General features: G+C 69.3%; 22 protein-coding genes. 5 read left to right on the top strand and 17 right to left on the bottom strand.

The genetic code is table 11. The features are described 5' to 3' along the window. Positions 1-9: 9 nt before the first annotated feature. The 4 genes from ACFY12_RS03965 to afsQ1 form a co-directional block, all read right to left on the bottom strand. Positions 10-564, bottom strand: coding sequence for a VanZ family protein (locus ACFY12_RS03965; protein WP_390714094.1), 555 nt, complete (start codon positions 562-564; stop codon positions 10-12). Positions 565-731: 167 nt separating this feature from the next. Beyond that, a complete protein-coding gene (locus ACFY12_RS03960) occupies positions 732-1,448 on the bottom strand; it encodes a hypothetical protein (RefSeq protein ID WP_390714093.1) in 717 nt (238 codons plus the stop codon). Next, positions 1,445-3,286: an ATP-binding protein gene (locus tag ACFY12_RS03955; protein WP_390714092.1), complete on the bottom strand. Its 1,842-nt coding sequence runs from the start codon at positions 3,284-3,286 to the stop codon at positions 1,445-1,447. Before ACFY12_RS03955 ends, ACFY12_RS03960 begins: the two co-directional genes overlap by 4 nt. Next, the gene (gene afsQ1, locus ACFY12_RS03950) at positions 3,283-3,960 is read right to left on the bottom strand and encodes a two-component system response regulator AfsQ1 (RefSeq protein ID WP_390714091.1); all 678 of its coding nucleotides are present in this window, start codon (positions 3,958-3,960) and stop codon (positions 3,283-3,285) included. The genes ACFY12_RS03955 and afsQ1 overlap by 4 nt, the downstream gene beginning before the upstream one ends. Before the next feature lie 235 nt (positions 3,961-4,195). On the opposite strand from afsQ1, the gene ACFY12_RS03945 reads away from it, so the two are divergent. Then, a complete protein-coding gene (locus ACFY12_RS03945) occupies positions 4,196-5,029 on the top strand; it encodes a SigE family RNA polymerase sigma factor (protein WP_390714090.1) in 834 nt (277 codons plus the stop codon). Between the two features lie 245 nt (positions 5,030-5,274). On the opposite strand, the gene ACFY12_RS03940 is transcribed toward ACFY12_RS03945, so the two are convergent. Next, a complete protein-coding gene (locus tag ACFY12_RS03940) occupies positions 5,275-5,931 on the bottom strand; it encodes an ATP-binding protein (protein ID WP_390714089.1) in 657 nt (218 codons plus the stop codon). A gap of 183 nt (positions 5,932-6,114) precedes the next feature. Here ACFY12_RS03940 and ACFY12_RS03935 point away from each other — a divergent pair, with 183 nt between their 5' ends. Beyond that, complete coding sequence (locus ACFY12_RS03935) at positions 6,115-6,399, top strand: hypothetical protein (RefSeq protein WP_390714088.1); 285 nt, start codon at positions 6,115-6,117, stop codon at positions 6,397-6,399. A 123-nt stretch (positions 6,400-6,522) separates the two neighbouring features. Here ACFY12_RS03935 and ACFY12_RS03930 read toward each other — a convergent pair whose 3' ends face one another. Genes ACFY12_RS03930 through deoC form a run of 3 tightly spaced genes read right to left on the bottom strand, consistent with a single transcriptional unit; the run spans position 6,523 to position 9,845 of the window. Further along, positions 6,523-7,419 carry an aldehyde dehydrogenase family protein gene (locus ACFY12_RS03930; RefSeq protein ID WP_390714087.1) on the bottom strand — a complete coding sequence of 299 codons (897 nt, stop codon included), beginning with the start codon at positions 7,417-7,419 and terminating at the stop codon, positions 6,523-6,525. Further along, on the bottom strand, positions 7,412-8,842 hold the full coding sequence (locus tag ACFY12_RS03925) for an aldehyde dehydrogenase family protein (protein WP_390714086.1): 1,431 nt from the start codon (positions 8,840-8,842) through the stop codon (positions 7,412-7,414). The genes ACFY12_RS03930 and ACFY12_RS03925 overlap by 8 nt, the downstream gene beginning before the upstream one ends. A 7-nt stretch (positions 8,843-8,849) precedes the next feature. Then, on the bottom strand, positions 8,850-9,845 hold the full coding sequence (gene deoC, locus ACFY12_RS03920) for a deoxyribose-phosphate aldolase (protein ID WP_390714374.1): 996 nt from the start codon (positions 9,843-9,845) through the stop codon (positions 8,850-8,852). A gap of 213 nt (positions 9,846-10,058) precedes the next feature. Between deoC and ACFY12_RS03915 the strand changes: the two genes are divergently transcribed. Then, positions 10,059-10,688, top strand: a complete 630-nt coding sequence (locus tag ACFY12_RS03915; RefSeq protein ID WP_390714085.1) for a PH domain-containing protein — start codon at positions 10,059-10,061, stop codon at positions 10,686-10,688. A gap of 6 nt (positions 10,689-10,694) precedes the next feature. Here the strand turns inward: ACFY12_RS03915 and ACFY12_RS03910 are convergent, their stop codons facing one another. The 8 genes from ACFY12_RS03910 to ACFY12_RS03875 all read right to left on the bottom strand — a co-directional run bounded on the left by ACFY12_RS03910 (position 10,695) and on the right by ACFY12_RS03875 (position 15,543). Continuing rightward, on the bottom strand, positions 10,695-11,282 hold the full coding sequence (locus ACFY12_RS03910) for a Uma2 family endonuclease (protein WP_390714084.1): 588 nt from the start codon (positions 11,280-11,282) through the stop codon (positions 10,695-10,697). A gap of 49 nt (positions 11,283-11,331) precedes the next feature. Next, positions 11,332-12,318 carry a helix-turn-helix domain-containing protein gene (locus ACFY12_RS03905; RefSeq protein ID WP_390714083.1) on the bottom strand — a complete coding sequence of 329 codons (987 nt, stop codon included), beginning with the start codon at positions 12,316-12,318 and terminating at the stop codon, positions 11,332-11,334. Positions 12,319-12,630: 312 nt separating this feature from the next. Beyond that, a complete protein-coding gene (locus ACFY12_RS03900) occupies positions 12,631-12,840 on the bottom strand; it encodes a hypothetical protein (RefSeq protein WP_390714082.1) in 210 nt (69 codons plus the stop codon). Between the two features lie 90 nt (positions 12,841-12,930). Beyond that, the gene (locus tag ACFY12_RS03895; RefSeq protein ID WP_390714081.1) at positions 12,931-13,125 is read right to left on the bottom strand and encodes a hypothetical protein; all 195 of its coding nucleotides are present in this window, start codon (positions 13,123-13,125) and stop codon (positions 12,931-12,933) included. A gap of 278 nt (positions 13,126-13,403) precedes the next feature. After that, positions 13,404-14,252 (bottom strand): helix-turn-helix domain-containing protein, encoded by an 849-nt coding sequence (locus tag ACFY12_RS03890; RefSeq protein WP_390714080.1) that lies wholly within the window; start codon positions 14,250-14,252, stop codon positions 13,404-13,406. A 3-nt stretch (positions 14,253-14,255) separates the two neighbouring features. After that, positions 14,256-14,771: a DUF6879 family protein gene (locus ACFY12_RS03885; RefSeq protein WP_390714079.1), complete on the bottom strand. Its 516-nt coding sequence runs from the start codon at positions 14,769-14,771 to the stop codon at positions 14,256-14,258. Continuing rightward, positions 14,752-15,015 (bottom strand): hypothetical protein, encoded by a 264-nt coding sequence (locus tag ACFY12_RS03880; RefSeq protein WP_390714078.1) that lies wholly within the window; start codon positions 15,013-15,015, stop codon positions 14,752-14,754. Before ACFY12_RS03880 ends, ACFY12_RS03885 begins: the two co-directional genes overlap by 20 nt. Before the next feature lie 324 nt (positions 15,016-15,339). Further along, positions 15,340-15,543 (bottom strand): hypothetical protein, encoded by a 204-nt coding sequence (locus ACFY12_RS03875; RefSeq protein ID WP_390714077.1) that lies wholly within the window; start codon positions 15,541-15,543, stop codon positions 15,340-15,342. Between the two features lie 304 nt (positions 15,544-15,847). On the opposite strand from ACFY12_RS03875, the gene ACFY12_RS03870 reads away from it, so the two are divergent. Both ACFY12_RS03870 and ACFY12_RS03865 read left to right on the top strand, forming a co-directional pair. Further along, on the top strand, positions 15,848-16,687 hold the full coding sequence (locus tag ACFY12_RS03870) for a Scr1 family TA system antitoxin-like transcriptional regulator (protein ID WP_390714076.1): 840 nt from the start codon (positions 15,848-15,850) through the stop codon (positions 16,685-16,687). After that, positions 16,684-16,896: a DUF397 domain-containing protein gene (locus ACFY12_RS03865; RefSeq protein WP_390714075.1), complete on the top strand. Its 213-nt coding sequence runs from the start codon at positions 16,684-16,686 to the stop codon at positions 16,894-16,896. Before ACFY12_RS03870 ends, ACFY12_RS03865 begins: the two co-directional genes overlap by 4 nt. Before the next feature lie 85 nt (positions 16,897-16,981). On the opposite strand, the gene ACFY12_RS03860 is transcribed toward ACFY12_RS03865, so the two are convergent. Next, positions 16,982-17,431 (bottom strand): SRPBCC family protein, encoded by a 450-nt coding sequence (locus ACFY12_RS03860; protein ID WP_390714074.1) that lies wholly within the window; start codon positions 17,429-17,431, stop codon positions 16,982-16,984. Positions 17,432-17,551 lie beyond the last annotated feature (120 nt).

Raw genomic sequence — 17,551 nt, 5'->3', positions numbered from 1 at the left:
CCCGATGCCTCAAAAGTAGGTCCGGCCGCCCGAGAGCACGTCAGCCTGCGGGGCGACGTCAACCCTGGAGATTCTCGGGGTCGCACCCCTGAGATGCTCGTACCGGCGACGGAGTACGAACCGGGCCCTGGGGACGACCGCCAGGTGCGTCACCGCCACTCCCAGTGTGTTCAGCAGCACCGAGTCGACATCGGGGACCCGTCCGGGTACCCCTGACTGCAACAGCTCGATGGCCAGCGCGATCATCGCGCCGGCGAAGACGGTACGGGTCAGCGACACCAGCGGGGAAACGTTCAGACGCCCGGCCGAGAGCGGCAGCAGCACCCCCAGCGGCGCCAGCAGGAGCACCGGCCCGCCCAGGTGCAGTACGGCCTCCCACGACAGCCCCTGTGCCAGCTCGGCCCGGATCGTCGCCAGCGGCTTGAGATTTGCGGCCGGCACCCACGGCACCGTTCGAGGACGCAGCGTGAGCCAGCCGACGATCAGCAGATGCGCCACAAGGAGCAGAAGTCCCGTGACGCGCGTACGGGGGGCGGCGGTGGTGCCGGGGCCATGTCGCTGCACGATGGCGATGACGCCGAGGCCGGCTGTGCGGTTCCGCCAGGGCGGGGCAGCGGCTGGCGCTGCGGTACGACGTGTGCGGTACAGCGTGTGCGGTACGTCGGCCGGTCGGTCGTGCGGTGCGGTACGTCGATCGTGCGGTGCGGTACGTCGGTCGGTCGTGCGGTACGTCAGTCGAGCGCCGCGGAAGGGTCACCGCACTTGTAGCGCTGCGGCGCGTCGGACCCCGGTCCGCCCAGCAGCGCCCCGCGCGTCCGCCCCAGGCCCGGGTGCGCGCCGTAGGTGCAGACCAGCTGGGACAGGGCGAAGGGCGGGAGGTCGTCGGGCGGGGTGTTCAGACGGAGGGCGTCCGCCGGGTCGCCGGGGCGGGGGCCCGTGACCTTGAGGTCCGTGGGCAGAGCGCTGTTGAAGCCGGCCTTCGCCTCGGCCGGGGACGGTGTCCGCTGCAGCTCCTCCAGCAGGGCGCGGGCGGTGCGCAGCCGCGGGTCGGCGGCGGGCGTGCCGGTGGCCGGCGACGTGCCGGTGGCCGGGGGGAGGGTCCGTTCGACCTGTGCCAGCGCCGAGCCGCACACCAGGTAGACGGTGACCTGTGTGCCGCCGGGCTCGCCGTGCGCAGTGGCTGTGGCTGTGGCTGTGGTTGTGGGCGTGGCTGTGGCGCTCGCCGAGGGGGTCCCGTTCGCCGAGCCCGTGGCGTCCGCCGACCCCGTAGCCGACGCCGACGCCGTCCCGTCCGTAGGGGCGTCGCAGCTCACCCGTGAGGGCGCGCCGCCCGCGTCGACCGGTACGGACGTGCCTGGGATCCCGCAGCCCGCGACGGCGAGCAGCAGGACCGCCACCCCGGCCGCGTGCCGCCGGCACCGCCGGCTCCGTCCGGTGGTCAGCCTCATCGCCTGCCCTCCGTGCCCTCGCCGGTCGTACTGTCCGTGCCACTGCCCATGCCACTGCCCATGCCATTGCCGGGGGCGCCGTCCGGGTCGCCGTCCCGGCCGCCGTCCGCCAGCGGAGAGGCGTCCATCGGCAGCCGCAGCGTGAAGACCGCGCCGCCCTCGGGGAGGTTGGCCGCGGTGATCTCACCACCGTGGATATGGGCGTTCTCCAGGGCGATGGACAGGCCGAGGCCGCTGCCCTCCGAGCGCGGCCGGGAGGCGCTGGCCTTGTAGAAGCGGTCGAAGACGTGCGGCAGCACCTCTTCGGGGATGCCGGGGCCGTGGTCGCGTACGCGGATGACCAGCTGCTCGCCGGCCGTCCTGGCCGTCCTGGCCACCCCCGCAGCCGTCGCCGAGGTCTCCTCGCCGACGGCTCCCGGCTCGCCCTCCGCGTCGGACCCGGGTGCGGCGGTGGCCGGGGCGCCGCCCTCGGCCGCGTCCGTCGCCTCGCCGCCCCGGTGGGCCTCCTCCGTACGCACGGACACCCGGACCGGCGAGCCGCCGTGCTTCAGGGCGTTGCCGATCAGGTTGGCCAGTATGACGTCGAGGCGCCGTGGGTCCAGCCGGGCCACGATGCCGCGGTCGGCGTCCAGTTCCACCGCGTCCAGCCAGGCCCGCGCGTCGATACAGGCGGTCACCTGGTCCGCGACATCGACATCGTCCAGCACCAGCCGCGCCGTCCCCGCGTCGAAGCGGGTGACCTCCATCAGGTTCTCCACCAGGTCGTTCAGCCGCCGGGTCTCGCTGACCACCAGTTGGACGGCGGGCGCGATCATCGGGTCCAGGGAGTCGGCCTCCTCCTCCAGGACCTCGGTGACCGCGGTGATCGCCGTCAGGGGCGTACGGAGTTCGTGCGACATGTCGGCGACGAAGCGCCGGGAGGAGGCCTCCCGGGCGCTCAGCTCGTCCACCCGCTGTTCCAGCCGCTCCGCCGTACGGTTGAACGTACGGGAGAGGTCGGCGAGTTCATCGGTGCCGGTTACCCGCAGCCGGGTGTCCAGCCGCCCCTCGCCCAGTTGGCGCGCCGCGTGCCCCAGCCGCTGTACGGGCCGCAGCACGGTCGTCGCGGCGCCCTGCGCCAGCAGCGCCGAGCCGACCAGCGCGAGCGCCGTGGCGATCCCCAGCGACCAGGCGAGCGAGTTGAGGTCCTGCCGCTCGGCGGCCAGCGACTTCATGATGTAGCCGGTCGGCCCGCCGCCGATCACCTTGGCGCCGGCCACGAGGTAGGGCACGCCCCCGACCTCCCGGCGCTGCCAGTACAGATGGTGCGGGTAGCGGTTGGACTCGCTGACCGGACGGACCTCGCCGACCGCTCGGCGCAGCGACTCGGGCACCCGCTGGGGCGTCAGCAGATCCTTGTTGGTGGTGGCCACGCAGTCCTTGCCCGCGCGGTCCACACCGGTCAGCAGTACCGCGTAGTTCTGCGGCCCGCTCGCTATCTGCCGCGCCGCGTCCTGCAGTTCGTTGCACCGCGGGCGCAGCGGCAGGGACCGCGTACTGTCCTCCAGCGACTTGCGGAAGTCGTTGAGGACGGCGTTCTGGGTGCGGTCGAGCACGGTGTTGCGGTTCAGCCAGTACGCGATGCCGGACGCGGAGACCGCCGCGGTCAGCGCCACCAGCGCGAACACCACGACCAGCCGCAGCCGCAGGCTGGTCCAGCGCAGCAGCCCCGCGGGGCGGCGGAGCAGGCGCAGGAGGCGCCGTGCCGCGGTGCCGTCGCCGTCACGGTTGCCGTCGCGGTTGCTGTCACCCTTGCCGTCGCCGTCCGCCGATCCGGCCGTGTGGGAACGTTCCGTCACTGCGGGGAATCCAGTCGATAGCCGACACCACGGACCGTGCGGATCAGCGTCGGCGAGGACGGTACGTCCTCCACCTTCGCGCGCAGCCGCTGCACACAGGCGTCCACGAGGCGTGAGTCGCCCAGATAGTCGTGCTCCCACACCAGCCGCAGCAGCTGCTGCCGGGACAGCGCCTGGCCGGGCCGGCGGCTGAGCTCCAGCAGCAACCGCAGCTCGGTCGGTGTCAGTTGCAGGTCCTCGCCGTTCTTGGTGACCGTCATCGCCGAGCGGTCGATCACCAGTGAGCCGAACGTCGCCGAGTCACTGGCCTCGCGTTCGCCGCGGCGCAGCACCGCCCGGATACGGGCGTCCAGCACCCGCCCCTGGACCGGCTTGACGACATAGTCGTCGGCGCCGGACTCCAGCCCCACCACGACGTCGATGTCGTCGTTGCGGGCGGTGAGCAGGATGATCGGCAGCTGGTCGGTACGCCGGATCCGGCGGCACACCTCGAAACCGTCGATGCCCGGCAGCATCACATCCAGCACGATCAGGTCCGGGCGCTGCTCACGCAGCAGCTTCAGGCCGTCCTCGCCCGACGCCGCGGTCACCACACGGTGGCCCTGGCGGGACAGCGAGAGTTCGAGGGCCGTGCGGATGGCGTCGTCGTCCTCGATCAGCAACAGGAAAGGCACGGCAGCCATTCTGTCCCATGGACGCCGGGACATCGACCGACGGCGCCCAGGGACACCAGGCCCGCACGGGTGGGATCCGTACGGTGGCGCCCGGCTGCCCCTGTGACAGGCCTGTGACAGTCGGCGGACAACGCGATGAAACTGGGTTGGCAGAGTCTTCCGCACCGGGAGAGATCAACGCTGATCCCCGACCGGGAGAAACCGAACGAGCTGGCTCTACGACGGGGGGCGCGAGATGACCACACTGCACGGCAGCACTTCCAGCGCAGTTATCACGCGACTTCATGACGTCGTACGGGTCGCGGAGAAGTCCGGTGTGCGGAACATCGAGAAGTCCGGTGTGAGTGGCGGCACCTCCCTGCGGGGGTGCGCTCGCGGCGCCGGGCGTCATCGGCCGCCGTACATGGTGGCCATCGACGCGACCACGGTGGAGGTCGACGGGGGAAACGGGCGGCGGGAGAGTGACGCCGCCCACGGGGGAACCACCGGGGGAGCGGAGTACGGGGAGGCCACGGGGGACCGGCGCTCCGCGTCGGAGGCGGGTACGGCCGAAGCGGCCTTCACCGCCTACGTCCAGGAGCGCCGTGCCTCCCTGTACGCCACCGCCTATCACCTGACCGGCGACCGCTACGAGGCCGAGGACCTGCTGCAGAGCGCGCTGTTCTCGACCTACCGGGCCTGGGACCGGATCAGTGACAAGGCGGCGCTCGGCGGCTATCTGCGGCGCACCATGACCAACCTGCACATCAGCGCCTGGCGCCGCCGCAAGCTCAACGAGTACCCGACCGAGGAGCTGCCGGAGACGGCCGGTGACGTGGACGCGATGCGTGGCACCGAACTGCGTGCCGTGCTGTGGCAGGCGCTGGCCCGGCTGCCCGAGAACCAGCGCACCATGCTCGTCCTGCGCTACTACGAGGGCCGTACGGACCCGGAGATCGCGGACATTCTCGGCATCAGCGTCGGCACGGTGAAGTCGAGCATCTGGCGCGCCCTGCGCCGGCTGCGCGACGACGAGGTCCTCAGCTTCGGCCGTGACCAGGAGGAGTCCTTCGGCGAGCTGGTCGCCTGAGGGATGGTCGCCCGAGGGGTCGGGGGAGCCCGAGGGCTACGGGGGAAACGAACGGGGGATACGGGGACACGGGGGATACGGGGGAAGGGAGCGGGTTCGGACGGCCGGGGGTCTGTCCGAGCCCGCTTCTTCGTGCGCCCTCGGTCAGGGACGGGGCCAGGCGCGAGGGTCAGGCGCCGGGGGTCAGGCACGTACGCCCGCGCAGGCACGCGGGTCAGGCACGTACGCCCGCGCAGGGACGCGGGTCAGGCACGTACGCCCGCGCCCACCGCTTCCGTCGCGCCCGCGCCCGCGGCCGATATCCGGGCCAGGGCCTCGGGCTTCGCGCACGGGTGGGCGCCCAGCGCCGTCTGGCGGGCGACGACCGAGCGTTCGTCGCGGAGCAGCCGCAGACCGCGGCGGACGAGGTACGGGGCCGACTTCCGGCCCTCGCGCAGATCGCGCACCAGCCGTCGGCGGAAGGTCGTGGCGGGACGGCCGCACAGGCACAGCGCATCGGCCAGCAGGCCCGCCGCCCGGCAGGCTGCGATGACATCGGCGGCGAAGATCCCCTCCGCGATGAACAGGGGCGCGCCCCCGAGGTCGAGCTCCGACGCGCCGACCCGGGCGCTGACGGAGATGTCGTACACGGGCACCTCGGTCCGCCCCGTACGGCACAGCGCGTCGATCGCCGCGACCGCGACATCGGCGTCCCAGGAGAGCGGTGAGTCCCAGTCGGCGCCGCCGCCCGGCAGTTGGGGAAGCGTCGGGTCCGTCCCCTCCTTGTAGAAGTCGTCGAGGTTGAGGACGGGCAGGCCGGTGTGGGCGGCGAGGGAGGTCTTGCCGGAACCGGACGGGCCGGTCAGCAGGACGACACGGGTGGACGCGGGGAGGGCCGGGAGGGCGGAGGAGTGGGGGCTCACGGGCACTGATTGTCGCTCATTGGGCCGAGTGGGGTACCCCTGGCGTGCGAGCTGGAATCGGGCGCCCGACAGTAACTACGCTGCGGAGTTGAACGAATACGGAAACGGTTGCCCGGTCGAGCCGGCAGCCGGTCGTTCCCGTCCTCCGCTCGTGCGGCGCTTCGATCCCCAGGCAGGTGGCACATGTCCTCCCCCACACGTCTCAAGACCCGTCGCATCCCGCGCACCCTGTTGCGCGTCGGGCTGGTGATGTCCGCGGCCGGTGTCGCGGTCGCGGCGGGCGGTACGGCGACGGCCGGTGCGATGCCGGCAGACAAGGCGCGTGCCCTGGCCCGCGGCAACCCCAGCGCCACCGCCATCGCGGGGCTGACCGAAATGCTGGTGCTCTCCAACCCGTTGAGCAACACCATCGAGACCCAGGTCGGCGACTTCAAAAAGATCAGCACCAAGGGCCTGACCCACTTCTGACCCGCTTGTGGCCACCTCTGGCCACCTCAGACCGCTTCTGACTCGCTTCTCCATGGCCGTGCGGGGCCCCACCTCTCGAAGGGTGAGGCCCCGCACGGTTTGGCGCGTATTGGCGCGTAGACGTCAGACGCCCATCGGATGCCAGACCGTCTTCGTCTCCAGGAAGGCGAGGAGGCGGCCCGTGCCCGGGGCGGCGGCCCAGTCCACCGGGCCGGGGCGCAGCACCCGCTTGAGGTTGTCCGCCGCGGCCTCCTCCAGGGTCTTCGCCAACTCCGCGTCGGCGCCCGCCAGATCGATGGCGTTGACGTCCTGGTGGGCGGCGAGCGGGGCCGCGATCTCCGCCGTACGGCCCGAGAGGATGTTGACCACCCCGCCCGGCAGGTCGGAGGTGGCCAGCACCTCGGCCAGCGACAGCGCGGGCAGCGGCGCGCCCTCGGACGCCGCCACGACCACCGTGTTGCCGGTGACGATCGCCGGGGCGATCACCGAGACCAGTCCGAGGAAGGACGACTCCTGCGGCGCCAGGACCGCGACCACACCCGTCGGTTCGGGGGCGGAGAGGTTGAAGTACGGCCCGGCGACCGGGTTGGCGCCACCCGCGATCTGGGCGACCTTGTCGGACCAGCCCGCGTACCAGACCCAGCGGTCGATGGCCGCGTCCACCTGAGCGGCGGCCTTGGACTTCGACAGCCCCTCGGCGTCCGCGACCTCGGCGATGAACTGGTCGCGGCGGCCCTCCAGCATCTCGGCGATCCGGTAGAGGATCTGGCCGCGGTTGTAGGCCGTGGCCCCCGACCAGCCGCCGAAGGCCTTACGGGCGGCGACCACCGCGTCCCGGGCGTCCTTGCGGGACGACAGCGGGGCGTTGGCCAGCCAGTTGCCCTTGGAGTCGGTCACCTCGTACACCCGCCCGCTCTCGGACCGGGGGAACTTGCCCCCGACGTACAGCTTGTAGGTCTTGAGAACGCTCAGCCGCTCGGACTTGTCGGTCTTGCCAGTCTTGTCAGGCTTGTCAGACATCGAGGTACGCCTCCAGACCGTGGCGGCCGCCCTCGCGGCCGTAGCCCGACTCCTTGAAGCCGCCGAAGGGCGAGGCCGGGTCGAACTTGTTGAACGTGTTGGACCAGATGACGCCCGCGCGCAGCCGGCTCGCCATCCACAGGCTGCGGCTGCCCTTCTCCGTCCAGATGCCGGCGGAGAGGCCGTACGGGGTGTTGTTCGCCTTCGCGACGGCCTCTTCCGGCGTACGGAAGGTCAGCACGGACAGCACCGGGCCGAAGATCTCCTCCCGGGCGATCCGGTGCGCCTGGGTCACGCCCGTGAAGAGGGTCGGTGCGAACCAGTAGCCGGAGGAGGGGAGTTCGCAGGCCGGGGCCCAGCGCTCGGCGCCCTCCGCCTCGCCGGCGTCGGCCAGCGCGGTGATCCGGGCCAGCTGCTCGGCGGAGTTGATGGCACCGATGTCGGTGTTCTTGTCGAGCGGGTCGCCCACCCGCAGGGTCCGCATCCGGCGCTTGAGGGCGTCCAGCAGCTCGTCCTGGACCGACTCCTGGACCAGCAGGCGCGAACCCGCGCAGCACACCTGACCCTGGTTGAAGAAGATGCCGTTGACGATGCCCTCGACGGCCTGGTCGATCGGCGCGTCGTCGAAGACGATGTTCGCCGCCTTGCCGCCCAGCTCCAGCGTCACCTTCTTGTCCGTGCCGGCGACCGTACGGGCGATGGCCTTGCCGACCGCGGTGGAGCCGGTGAAGGCGACCTTGTCGACGTCCGGGTGGGCCACCAGCGCGGCGCCCGTCGAGCCGTCGCCGGTAAGGATGTTGACGACGCCCTTGGGGAGCCCGGCCTGACGGCAGATGTCCGCGAAGAAGAGCGCGGACAGCGGGGTGGTCTCGGCCGGCTTCAGGACGACCGTGTTGCCGGTCGCCAGGGCCGGGGCGATCTTCCACGCCAGCATGAGGAGGGGGAAGTTCCACGGGATGACCTGGCCGGCCACACCCAGCGGCCGGGGGTTCGGCCCGAAGCCGGCGTGGTCGAGCTTGTCCGCCCAGCCCGCGTAGTAGAAGAAGTGCGCGGCGACCAGCGGCAGATCGGCGTCCCGGGACTCCCGGATCGGCTTGCCGTTGTCCAGCGTCTCCAGCACCGCCAGCTCGCGCGAGCGCTCCTGGATGATCCGGGCGATCCGGAAGAGGTACTTGGCGCGCTCGGCACCGGGCAGCGCGGACCACCTCCCGAACGCCTTACGGGCCGCCTTGACGGCACGGTCGACGTCGTCGGAGTTGGCCTGCGCGACCTCGGAGAGCGTTTCCTCGCTCGACGGGGAGACGGTCTTGAAGACCTTGCCGTCGGCGGCCGGGGCGAACTCGCCGTCGATGAACAGGCCGTACGACGGCGCGATGTCGACGACCGAGCGGGACTCGGGTGCGGGTGCGTAATCGAAGGTCATGGGTGCCTCAGTCCACCGTGACGTAGTCGGGGCCGGAGTAGCGGCCGGTGCTGAGCTTCTGGCGCTGCATCAGCAGGTCGTTCAGGAGGCTGGAGGCGCCGAAGCGGAACCAGTCCGGGGTCAGCCAGGGCTCGCCGAGCGTCTCGTTCACCATCACCAGGTACTTGATCGCGTCCTTGGTGGTACGGATGCCGCCGGCCGGCTTCACACCGACCTGGACGCCGGTGGCGGCGTGGAAGTCGCGCACCGCCTCCAGCATCAGCAGCGTGACCGGCGGGGTCGCGTTCACGCTCACCTTGCCGGTCGAGGTCTTGATGAAGTCGGCGCCGGCCAGCATCGCCAGCCAGGAGACCCGGCGGACGTTGTCGTACGTCTGGAGCTCACCGGTCTCGAAGATCACCTTGAGGTGCGCGGCGCTGCCGTCCGGGCGCGCACACGCCTCCTTGACGGCCTTGATCTCCTCGAAGACCTCCATGTAGCGGCCGGTGAGGAAGGCACCCCGGTCGATCACCATGTCGATCTCGTCCGCCCCGGCCGCGACCGCGTCCCGGGTGTCGGCGAGCTTCACCGGCAGCGCGGCGCGGCCGGCCGGGAAGGCGGTGGCGACGGACGCGACGTGGATACCGGAGCCGCCGAGCGCCTCCTTGGCCGTCGCGACCATGTCGGGGTAGACGCAGATCGCCGCGACCTTGGGTGCGGTGAGGTCGGTGGGGTCCGGCTGGATGCCCTTGGCGCACAGCGCCCGGACCTTGCCCGGGGTGTCCGCGCCTTCAAGGGTCGTCAGGTCGATCATCGAGATGGCGAGGTCGATGGCGTACGCCTTCGCCGTGGTCTTGATCGAGCGGGTGCCGAGGGTGGCGGCGCGGGCGTCCAGCCCGACCGCGTCGACCCCCGGGAGGCCGTGGAGGAAGCGGCGCAGCGCACCGTCATCGGCGGTCACGTCCGCCATTGACGCCAGACGCCCCGCGGCTTCCTTGCCGTATGCGGGAACAGTGATGGGCATGGTCACGAGGGGAGCATATCTACGCGCGTAGCGTCGTGTCATCCCTCCTACGGGACCGAATCCGGCGCCGCGCCCGAATGATGCCGTAACGCAATCTCCGATGTCTGAGGCAGCGAGGACTGATGCCGTAACGCATGGCCGATGTCTGAGGCAGAGAGGACTGATGCCGTAACGCAATGTCCGGCATCCGGACGGTCGGGCAGAATCGGCGGCATGACGCCCCAGGACCGGACCACCCCGCCTCCGCAGCAGTACGCCGAGCGCAGCTACCGCTCGCCCGCGGCCCTCGCCGGCGGTGTGCTCCTCCTCGTGCTCGCCCTCTGGCTCGGCGGCGACGCCCTCCTCCGGGGCGCCGCGCACACCCGCCTCACGGCGCTCTTCGCCCTGCTGCTCCTCGTACCGCTGGTCACCGCCTATACCCTCCGTCCCGTGGTACGAGCGGGCCAGGACCGCCTGACCATCCGCAACCCCTTCCGCACGATCACTCTCCCGTGGGGCGCGGTGGAGGGCCTGCGGGCGTCGTTCTCTACCGAGGTGTTCACCACCGGCGGCGACAAGTACCAGATGTGGGCCATCCCGGTCTCCCTCCGCCAGCGCAAGAAGGCAAACCGGCAGGCGATGCGCGGCGCCACCGCACCCCGGCCCCGCTTCGGCCCGAACGCCGACGTCGGCCCTGTGCCCCGCGCCATGGCCGATCAGGCGCTGGACGAACTCCGCGAGATCAAGGAACGGGGAGAGGAGCGGGAGAGCGCCCAGGGGAAGCCGGTGGTCCGGTGGGCGTACGAGGTCATCTCACCGAGCGTGGTGGGCGCTATCGGGCTCGCGGTGATGATCGCTCTCTGAGAGCCGCTACGGGTAGAGAGGCAGGCCCTCGGTGGAGATCGTCCACTCGCCGATAGTGACGTCCTCGCCGTAGACGAAGTCCTTGCGGGTGGCGTAGCGGGGCCCATCGGGGGTGGAGTGGATGTCCGAGAGGACTGCGCCCTCTCCCTCGCGCGGATCGAAGATCACGTAAATGGGGATGCCGAGCAGTGGGTAGTCCCGCACCTTGCTCACCCAGTCGTTGTCCGGGTTGGAGCGGGAGACGATTTCAATGGCAGCGATGATGGTGTGGGGGTCGAAAGAGCCCTGGATCTCCATGTCCTCCCAGGCGATCACCATGATGTCGGGGTGACGCATGATGCCCTCGGGCTGGCTTTCCACATCAGGGGTCCCCGTGTGGGCCAGAAGCCTGTCCGGCATGATCCTCTCAAGGCGTCGGCTGACCTGTGCCACGGTCAGCTCGTGCGGACCTACCGGTGCCATCATGTCGTGAACGATCCCTTCCTTGGTGATCTCGAATTTGCCGGGAAGCGTGTCGCTCATGGACTCCACGAATTCCCGCATCGCCTGGTACTGGGAGCCGCCGTTTCGTGTGCCGTCCGGGGCGATGGTCACCGTGTGCGCTCCTCGTCTGTGCTCAGGGGCAAGGGTCGTTACGTTCATGCTAGGCGGCCTTTCTGTTGTCGGGGCGGCAGTCGCGGCAGTGGCCGGGTTCTGCTGCGCGGAAGGCGCGGTCGCAGCCTTCGCAGGTCTGGAACGGGGCGGGTCGTACAGCCGCCGGACTGGGGGGCAGGGGCGACGGCAGCAGCGCGGTGAGGCGGTGTGCGAGCAGGGCGGCCGGGTGCTTCAGGTCGTCGGGGACACGTGCGGTCAGGGCGTGGCGTACGGCGTCAGGGGTGGCGCCGCGTTCCAGCCAGGCCGCCGCGGCCGGGGCCAGGCGGCGGACGTCCCGTTCTGCGAGCAGCAGTCGCGGCTCGTGGCGGCGCAGCTCCGCGAGGAGGGCGGCGGCGGTGCGGTGACGTTCCAGGTCGTGGGTGCGCGGCTCGGGGAGCGGTTCCCGAGGTACGGGGCGGGGTGCGGGTGCGGGGGCGGCGGTGGGTGCAGGGGTCTTTGCGGGTTCGGGCAGGGGATCCGGGGCGGGAGTGGAGGCCGGGGCCGGGGGCGGTACGGAGGTCTGCGGTGGTTCGGGTGCCTGGGGTGGCTCAGAAGCCGAAGTGATGGCCGTGCGCGGCTGGTTGTACGAAATGGTGTGCGTGACGATGCGGCCACTCGGGAGGCGCTTCCGGATGCGCGCCAGGTAGCCGTGCGTCTCCAGTTCCCGCAGTGCGGCGGCGATCCGGGTCTCGCCCTCCGGGAAGCGGGCCGCGAGCGCCTTGATGGTGACCTTGGCCCCGGCGGGCAGCGACTGGATGTGGAGGGCGAGCCCGATCGCGGTGAGGGTGAGCCCGCGGTGCTGGGCGAGGTGGTTGCCGACGACCGTGAAGCGGCTGGTGTGGCGGATGTTGGCGTGAACGATGCCGGGGCGGGCCACGGCCGCCGTGGCATCGTCCACGGTCGCGGTCACGGCCGCGGTCACGGCCACGGACGGGTCAACGTTCGCGGGAACGGGAGACGCGGCACACGAAGGCGCGCTAGGGTTCTGGGTACCCATCAGGGAGTGAACTTCCTCTGCGTATCCATCAGGAAGTGAGCTTCCTCGGTGGTCAGGCCCTCGACCGGGATCGCTAGTCCCGCCGGGGGCCGACGTCTTTCTTGCGGTTGTTGCGCCGAGCATATGACCGTCAACCCGCCCGAAATCCAGCGCAGTTGGCGAATCCCACCCTTGTGGGTGACGGGCAGGCCGGTGGGGTTGGGAAGGGTTCTTTCTTCCCCTGGTTATTGGGTAGTTGATGTCGGGCCGCACCGGCAACTGACCCACCGGGACGTGCCTCACCGCGTTGCGGTGAGGCGGGGGTCTGGTCGGTCAGCTGAAGGCGCGTGACAGGAGCGCCATCACGCCAGCCCATAGGCCGATCAACACCAAACCGACGACAGCCATGGCCAGGACCAGGCTGGCCGACATGGCGCGTTCTTGACTCTGCTGCTTCTCGCGTTCCCGTACGGCCGTTTGGTGTTCCTCGGCGTCGCAGCCAGGACATCCAGTGATCTTGTGCTCTGCGCCGCCGTTGCTCACGTTGCCTTCCTGCTTGAACGCCCTGGAAAATGGCCGGCGTCCGGACCTTTGAGCCCGGACGCCGGTGGTCAGATGCGCCTACGGCATGACCTATTTCTTATCGCCGTCTCCGCCGCTGGGAGCGGGGTCGCGGGGTGCCTCCGGGGGCATGGGCCCACCGTCGTGCTTTCCGCCGTCGGCCTCGGCGACGACCACGAGGTCCCGGGGGTGTCGGAACGGGATTCCGCGCCATCCTTCGGCGTCGGGCACGCGTGTCTCGTACGTCTCCACTGCTACAGCGCTCATCTATCAACCTCCTCTTTCGCGAGGGGGCCGTGCCGCCGTACTGTCGAAGGCATGGCCCGTAGGTCCGCAGGGTTTTCCCTGCGGTGGTCACCCGCCCCGGCTGCTCGACTGTCCAGGTTTCCGCCGCCGGGGCGGGAGTCTCAGGTTTTGACTCGGCTGTATCGAATCGGGGATGTCATGGCATCTCCGCCGTTTGGTTTGCGCGTCACCTCGATGGCGACAACGTTAGGAGCTGGCGGGCTCCAACTCCCAGCCGATTGCACATGATTGCAAGACGATCACCCAAGCGAGTCCATAGCCGCTGTGATCAACGCGCGAACCTTCGTGCCATATACGGCCATGTCTGCAAGCATGGCGAACGTGTCGGCGTACATGGCCACTTCGCTGGGTTGTGTGAGTGTGAGATAGCCGGATACCAACTCCACGTTGGCCTGCACCTTGTCGAAGATCACGAAGCCTTCTACCGGCATGCGTGTCCTGCCGACTTTGACTGGGATCACTCCGACGCTGACGTTTGGCAGTGAGCTGACCGTCAGCAAGTGTTCAAGCTGCTCAATCTGCGTGTCGGTGCTACCCAGTCCGTTGCGCAACGCCGACTCCTCAACGAGGAAGGCGAAGCGGCGTTGCCCCTCATACAGCACGCGCTGACGCTCCATGCGCGCTGCCACGGCGTCGGCCACGTCGTCGATTTCAACCCGCCTTCGCTGGACCGCCCGCAACACGTCTTCTGTGTAACCGGAAGTCTGTATGAGGCCAGGGATGAAACTGGGCGAGTAGCACCGGAACCAGTGGGTGCGCTCGTAGCGCGGCAGAACGGCTTCCTGGGCGCGTCGAAGGCCGTTGCGCTCCATGCGGTGCCACTGCAACCACATGCCCTCTACGTTCCGAAGAGAGGCGATGAGGTCTTCCGTCTGGTCCTCCGCATTGCACGCCTGGCACCACGTGCGGATGTCGTCGGTGCTGGGCGAGGTCTTCCCAGTCGCGATTCGGGACACCTTCGATGGATGCCAACCGCATGTCTGAGCGAGCTGCTTGCCTTCCAAGCCGGCGTCCCGGCAGATCTCGCGAAGGCGATCTGCCAGTACCTGCCGGGCCGCCTGGACGCTGGATGATGACGAAACTGCCATGACTCAGACGGGGTTGTACTCCTCGTGCGGCGTAGCCCGCTCCCACACCGCTTCGAACGCCGAATTGACCAGCTTCACAACGGCCGGCTCCGTGCGCCACTCCCGGTCAACTACCTCACCGACGCCGGAGAAGTAGGTGAACAGCACGGAGGCCCCGTCGAACATCCACAGGTCGGTGCCAGGCAGTGGAATGTCAGCGGCCTTGCGTCGGGGCAACCAGCGGATTAGCTCTCCGGCTGCCACGTTGGGGAACGTTACGTCGTGCTCGTACTTGATGTAGTCCGTCACCGGTTCCGACACGATCCGTGCCCGTCGCATGACGACGCCGCGTTCGGTCGTCTCATTTACCACGTCCAGGAACGGACGCCACCAGGACGAACGGTCGGCAGCAGGATCAAGGCGCTTCCCGTTCTGCCACGCGATGAACTCCGGGTCTGTGGGCTGGTAGGCGTCGCGCATCTCCAGATGAACGGCGGAGCGCTGGGCCTTCGCCAGGCCCTCAAGTACGGGGTTCTTCAACGGTGCTGTCCTCCGAGCGGGGGATGTACTGGCGCATGACCTTTGGCAGCCGGATGATCGTCTCGTGGTTCGGGACAGCCGTGGAATGGCCGGGGATCGAGCCGATCTCTTGGCATGCCTTCACCTCTTCTGCGGTGGCCTTGTAAGACTGGATCAGCAGGTCACCCGACTTTTCGTCAAGCCAGATGGTTGGTGAATCGATGTCGGGCGTGTTCGGGATGATCCCGAGGAAACGTAGCTTCATGTCTTACCCCTCCCTGAGTCGAACCCATTGCGCCTGATTGCACGACCGTCCCCTCATTGAGGGGAGTCGTCAAGGGGGCAAACGACGTCCCGGCCCCCGCCGACCCTTCGGGGGCCTCGGGGGTGTCGTTGTGGGAGCCGAATCGCTGGTGCTCCGCGATCTTGATGCCGGCGATTACGGCCAGCCCGAACTGCGCCTGGTCACGATGCTTGGAGCGCTCCGCAGCCAACGCTGCACACCGTTCACAGCCTTCTACAGGCTCCGGGTCGAGGTCCCGGGAACTGTACGGCCACGGCAACTCGATGGGCTTCTCCTGGAAGCTGCTCACCGACGCCTCCGGCTGGCTACGCGGGCGCGAAGTCGGTCCAGCTCGTTCGGGACGCTGTACGTGTCGGTCTCCCACGGCTCTCCGCCGCCCAGCGGGGCCAGTGTGACCGTTCCGGCGTTCCACCCCACGGCCTCACCGAGCAGACCGCGCTGCGTGTCCTTGACCAGCACGCCCGGACCGGGCACCCAAGGAGCGATCACCGCTGAACTCCCTTCGGGTGCGGGTGGTTGTTGAGTTCGGTGTTGAGGTCGGAGACCTTGTGCCGGTCCCCGCGCGCCTCGGCCAACTGCCGTTCGTGCACGAGCGATCGGCACACGTCACACTCTGCCGGGGGCTTCGCTGCGGGTTCCGGCGCACCCAGGTGCACGGGCGGGGGCATCGCGCGCTGGCGTTCAGGGCTTGCGGGTTGCATGGCCGCTCCTCTCTGTAGCGATTCCGCTACCGGGAGGCCTCAGCGTGGCCTAGAGTCGGGCCGTCTTCAACGTTCCAGGGACGGAGGGCACGTTGGTAAACCTGAAGGAGTTGAACCCGGACGCTTCACCCCGGGCGGCTTTCGGAGCGCGTGTGCGCAGCGCGCGTGAGGCGCGCGGATGGAAGCAGGACGAGTTGGCTGAGCGGGTGGGCTACTCGGGTCGGCATATTTCGGCAGTCGAAACCGGCCGCAAGCCGCCAACTCTCGCATTTTCGCGGAGCCTAGACGTTGCCTTCGGGTTCGTCGGGACCGCAGAGTCGTTCGAACGCGCGTGGGGGGAGATCCGCAACGGCAGTCTGTTGGAAGGCTTCCCGGAGTACGTGGGCTACGAGGCTCGCGCGGCAGAGATCCGGCTCTTTGAATCGGGCTTGATTCCTGGCCTGCTGCAGACGCCGGCGTATGCACATGCACTAGCCGATAGCGCCGTCAAACGGGGAGTTCTTACAAGTGAACAGGCCGATGAACGAGTCTCGTTCCTCATAAAGCGCCAGAACGCCCTGGTACGTCGTGACCCGCCTTTGGTGATCGCGGTACTGGACGAAAGCTGTATCCGTCGCCCTATCGGCGGCGCGACCGTGATGAACGAACAGCTGGAGCGCCTGGTGGAGTTCGCGGCGCAACCAAACACCATGCTCCAGGTCGCCCCCTACGCCATCGGCGAGGACCGCACCCTCGATCGGTTGGTGAACTTGCTGACGTTGCAAGACCGGTCCGTGGTCTCCTATGTCGAGTCACAGACTCAAGGACACTTGGACCGGGCACTCACTTCCGTGCTGCCGCTGGTGAGGGCCTACCATCAACTACAGGCTGTTTCTCTGTCGCAGACAGCGTCTGTAGAGATGATCCACCAGTTACGAAGAGGTGCGCCGTGATGACTGAGCCCGAGACCCTGCAGTGGGTCAAATCCTCCTACAGCAACAACGGTGGTTCCTGCGTCGAGTGGGCCCCGGCACATGCGATGGCCACCGATGTCGTTCCCGTCCGTGACTCCAAGGACCCGCACGGCGCCGCCCTGACCTTCCCGGCGTCGTCCTGGTCCGCGTTCGTCGCCGCCGTCAAGGGCGTGAAGTTCCCTGTCTGAGCGACCAATGACGAAGGCGCCCCCACGACCGGCGTAGCCGGAGGTGGGGGCGCTGTTGTGTGAGTGGGCGGCAGTGGTGGCTCACTCAGGCGAAAGTGCTGGCCAGGTAGGCGTTGCGGACTCTGATGAGGTGGGGCATGTAGCGGCTCAGGAGGAGTCTGTCGACGAGGCGTCCGACCGGTCCCAGCGGTGAGGCGAAATCGACGACGTCTCTCATGATGGTGCCGCCGGCGCCGTCCGGCTCGAAGTGGTGGGCGTGACGCCATAGCTTGAAGGGGCCGGACTCCTGCTCGTCCACGAAACTTCGGGGGCGGTCGTAGGAGGTGATGCGGGCCTTGAGCCGCCAGGTCAGGCCGAGGTGGCGGGCCTGGAAGGTCACCGTGTCGCCGAGCGCCAGCTCGCCCCGGGTCTTGCCGTCAACGGCTCGCTCCGACGAATCGGACATGGAGCGGGTATGCGACTCCACGTCCAGGCATACCGCGAACACCTGGTCCGGAGGGGCGGCGACGGCTGTCACGACCTCGAAATGCTGCATGAGCTCACCGTAGGCGCTGGGGATTCTGGGCCTCTGCCCGGGGGGAAGCGGGGCGACGGCACTCGCTCCGGCGGGGGCGACGGCACTCGCTCTGGCGGGGGCGATGGCAACCGCTCCGGC

The sequence above is a fragment of the Streptomyces sp. NPDC001339 genome (genome assembly GCF_042895955.1).
In the GTDB taxonomy this organism is placed as follows: domain Bacteria; phylum Actinomycetota; class Actinomycetes; order Streptomycetales; family Streptomycetaceae; genus Streptomyces.
This window is presented reverse-complemented; position numbering and strand designations above follow the sequence as displayed.

Bases quoted from the DNA above. Each gene is read 5' to 3' on its own strand.
- ACFY12_RS03960 (WP_390714093.1), bottom strand. From the start codon at position 1,448: ATGAGGCTGACCACCGGACGGAGCCGGCGGTGCCGGCGGCACGCGGCC.
- ACFY12_RS03945 (WP_390714090.1), top strand. From the start codon at position 4,196: ATGACCACACTGCACGGCAGCACTTCCAGCGCAGTTATCACGCGACTT.
- ACFY12_RS03935 (WP_390714088.1), top strand. From the start codon at position 6,115: ATGTCCTCCCCCACACGTCTCAAGACCCGTCGCATCCCGCGCACCCTG.
- ACFY12_RS03930 (WP_390714087.1), bottom strand. From the start codon at position 7,419: ATGTCTGACAAGCCTGACAAGACTGGCAAGACCGACAAGTCCGAGCGG.
- ACFY12_RS03925 (WP_390714086.1), bottom strand. From the start codon at position 8,842: ATGACCTTCGATTACGCACCCGCACCCGAGTCCCGCTCGGTCGTCGAC.
- deoC (WP_390714374.1), bottom strand. From the start codon at position 9,845: ATGCCCATCACTGTTCCCGCATACGGCAAGGAAGCCGCGGGGCGTCTG.
- ACFY12_RS03915 (WP_390714085.1), top strand. From the start codon at position 10,059: ATGACGCCCCAGGACCGGACCACCCCGCCTCCGCAGCAGTACGCCGAG.
- ACFY12_RS03905 (WP_390714083.1), bottom strand. From the start codon at position 12,318: ATGGGTACCCAGAACCCTAGCGCGCCTTCGTGTGCCGCGTCTCCCGTT.
- ACFY12_RS03895 (WP_390714081.1), bottom strand. From the start codon at position 13,125: ATGAGCGCTGTAGCAGTGGAGACGTACGAGACACGCGTGCCCGACGCC.
- ACFY12_RS03890 (WP_390714080.1), bottom strand. From the start codon at position 14,252: ATGGCAGTTTCGTCATCATCCAGCGTCCAGGCGGCCCGGCAGGTACTG.
- ACFY12_RS03880 (WP_390714078.1), bottom strand. From the start codon at position 15,015: ATGAAGCTACGTTTCCTCGGGATCATCCCGAACACGCCCGACATCGAT.
- ACFY12_RS03860 (WP_390714074.1), bottom strand. From the start codon at position 17,431: ATGCAGCATTTCGAGGTCGTGACAGCCGTCGCCGCCCCTCCGGACCAG.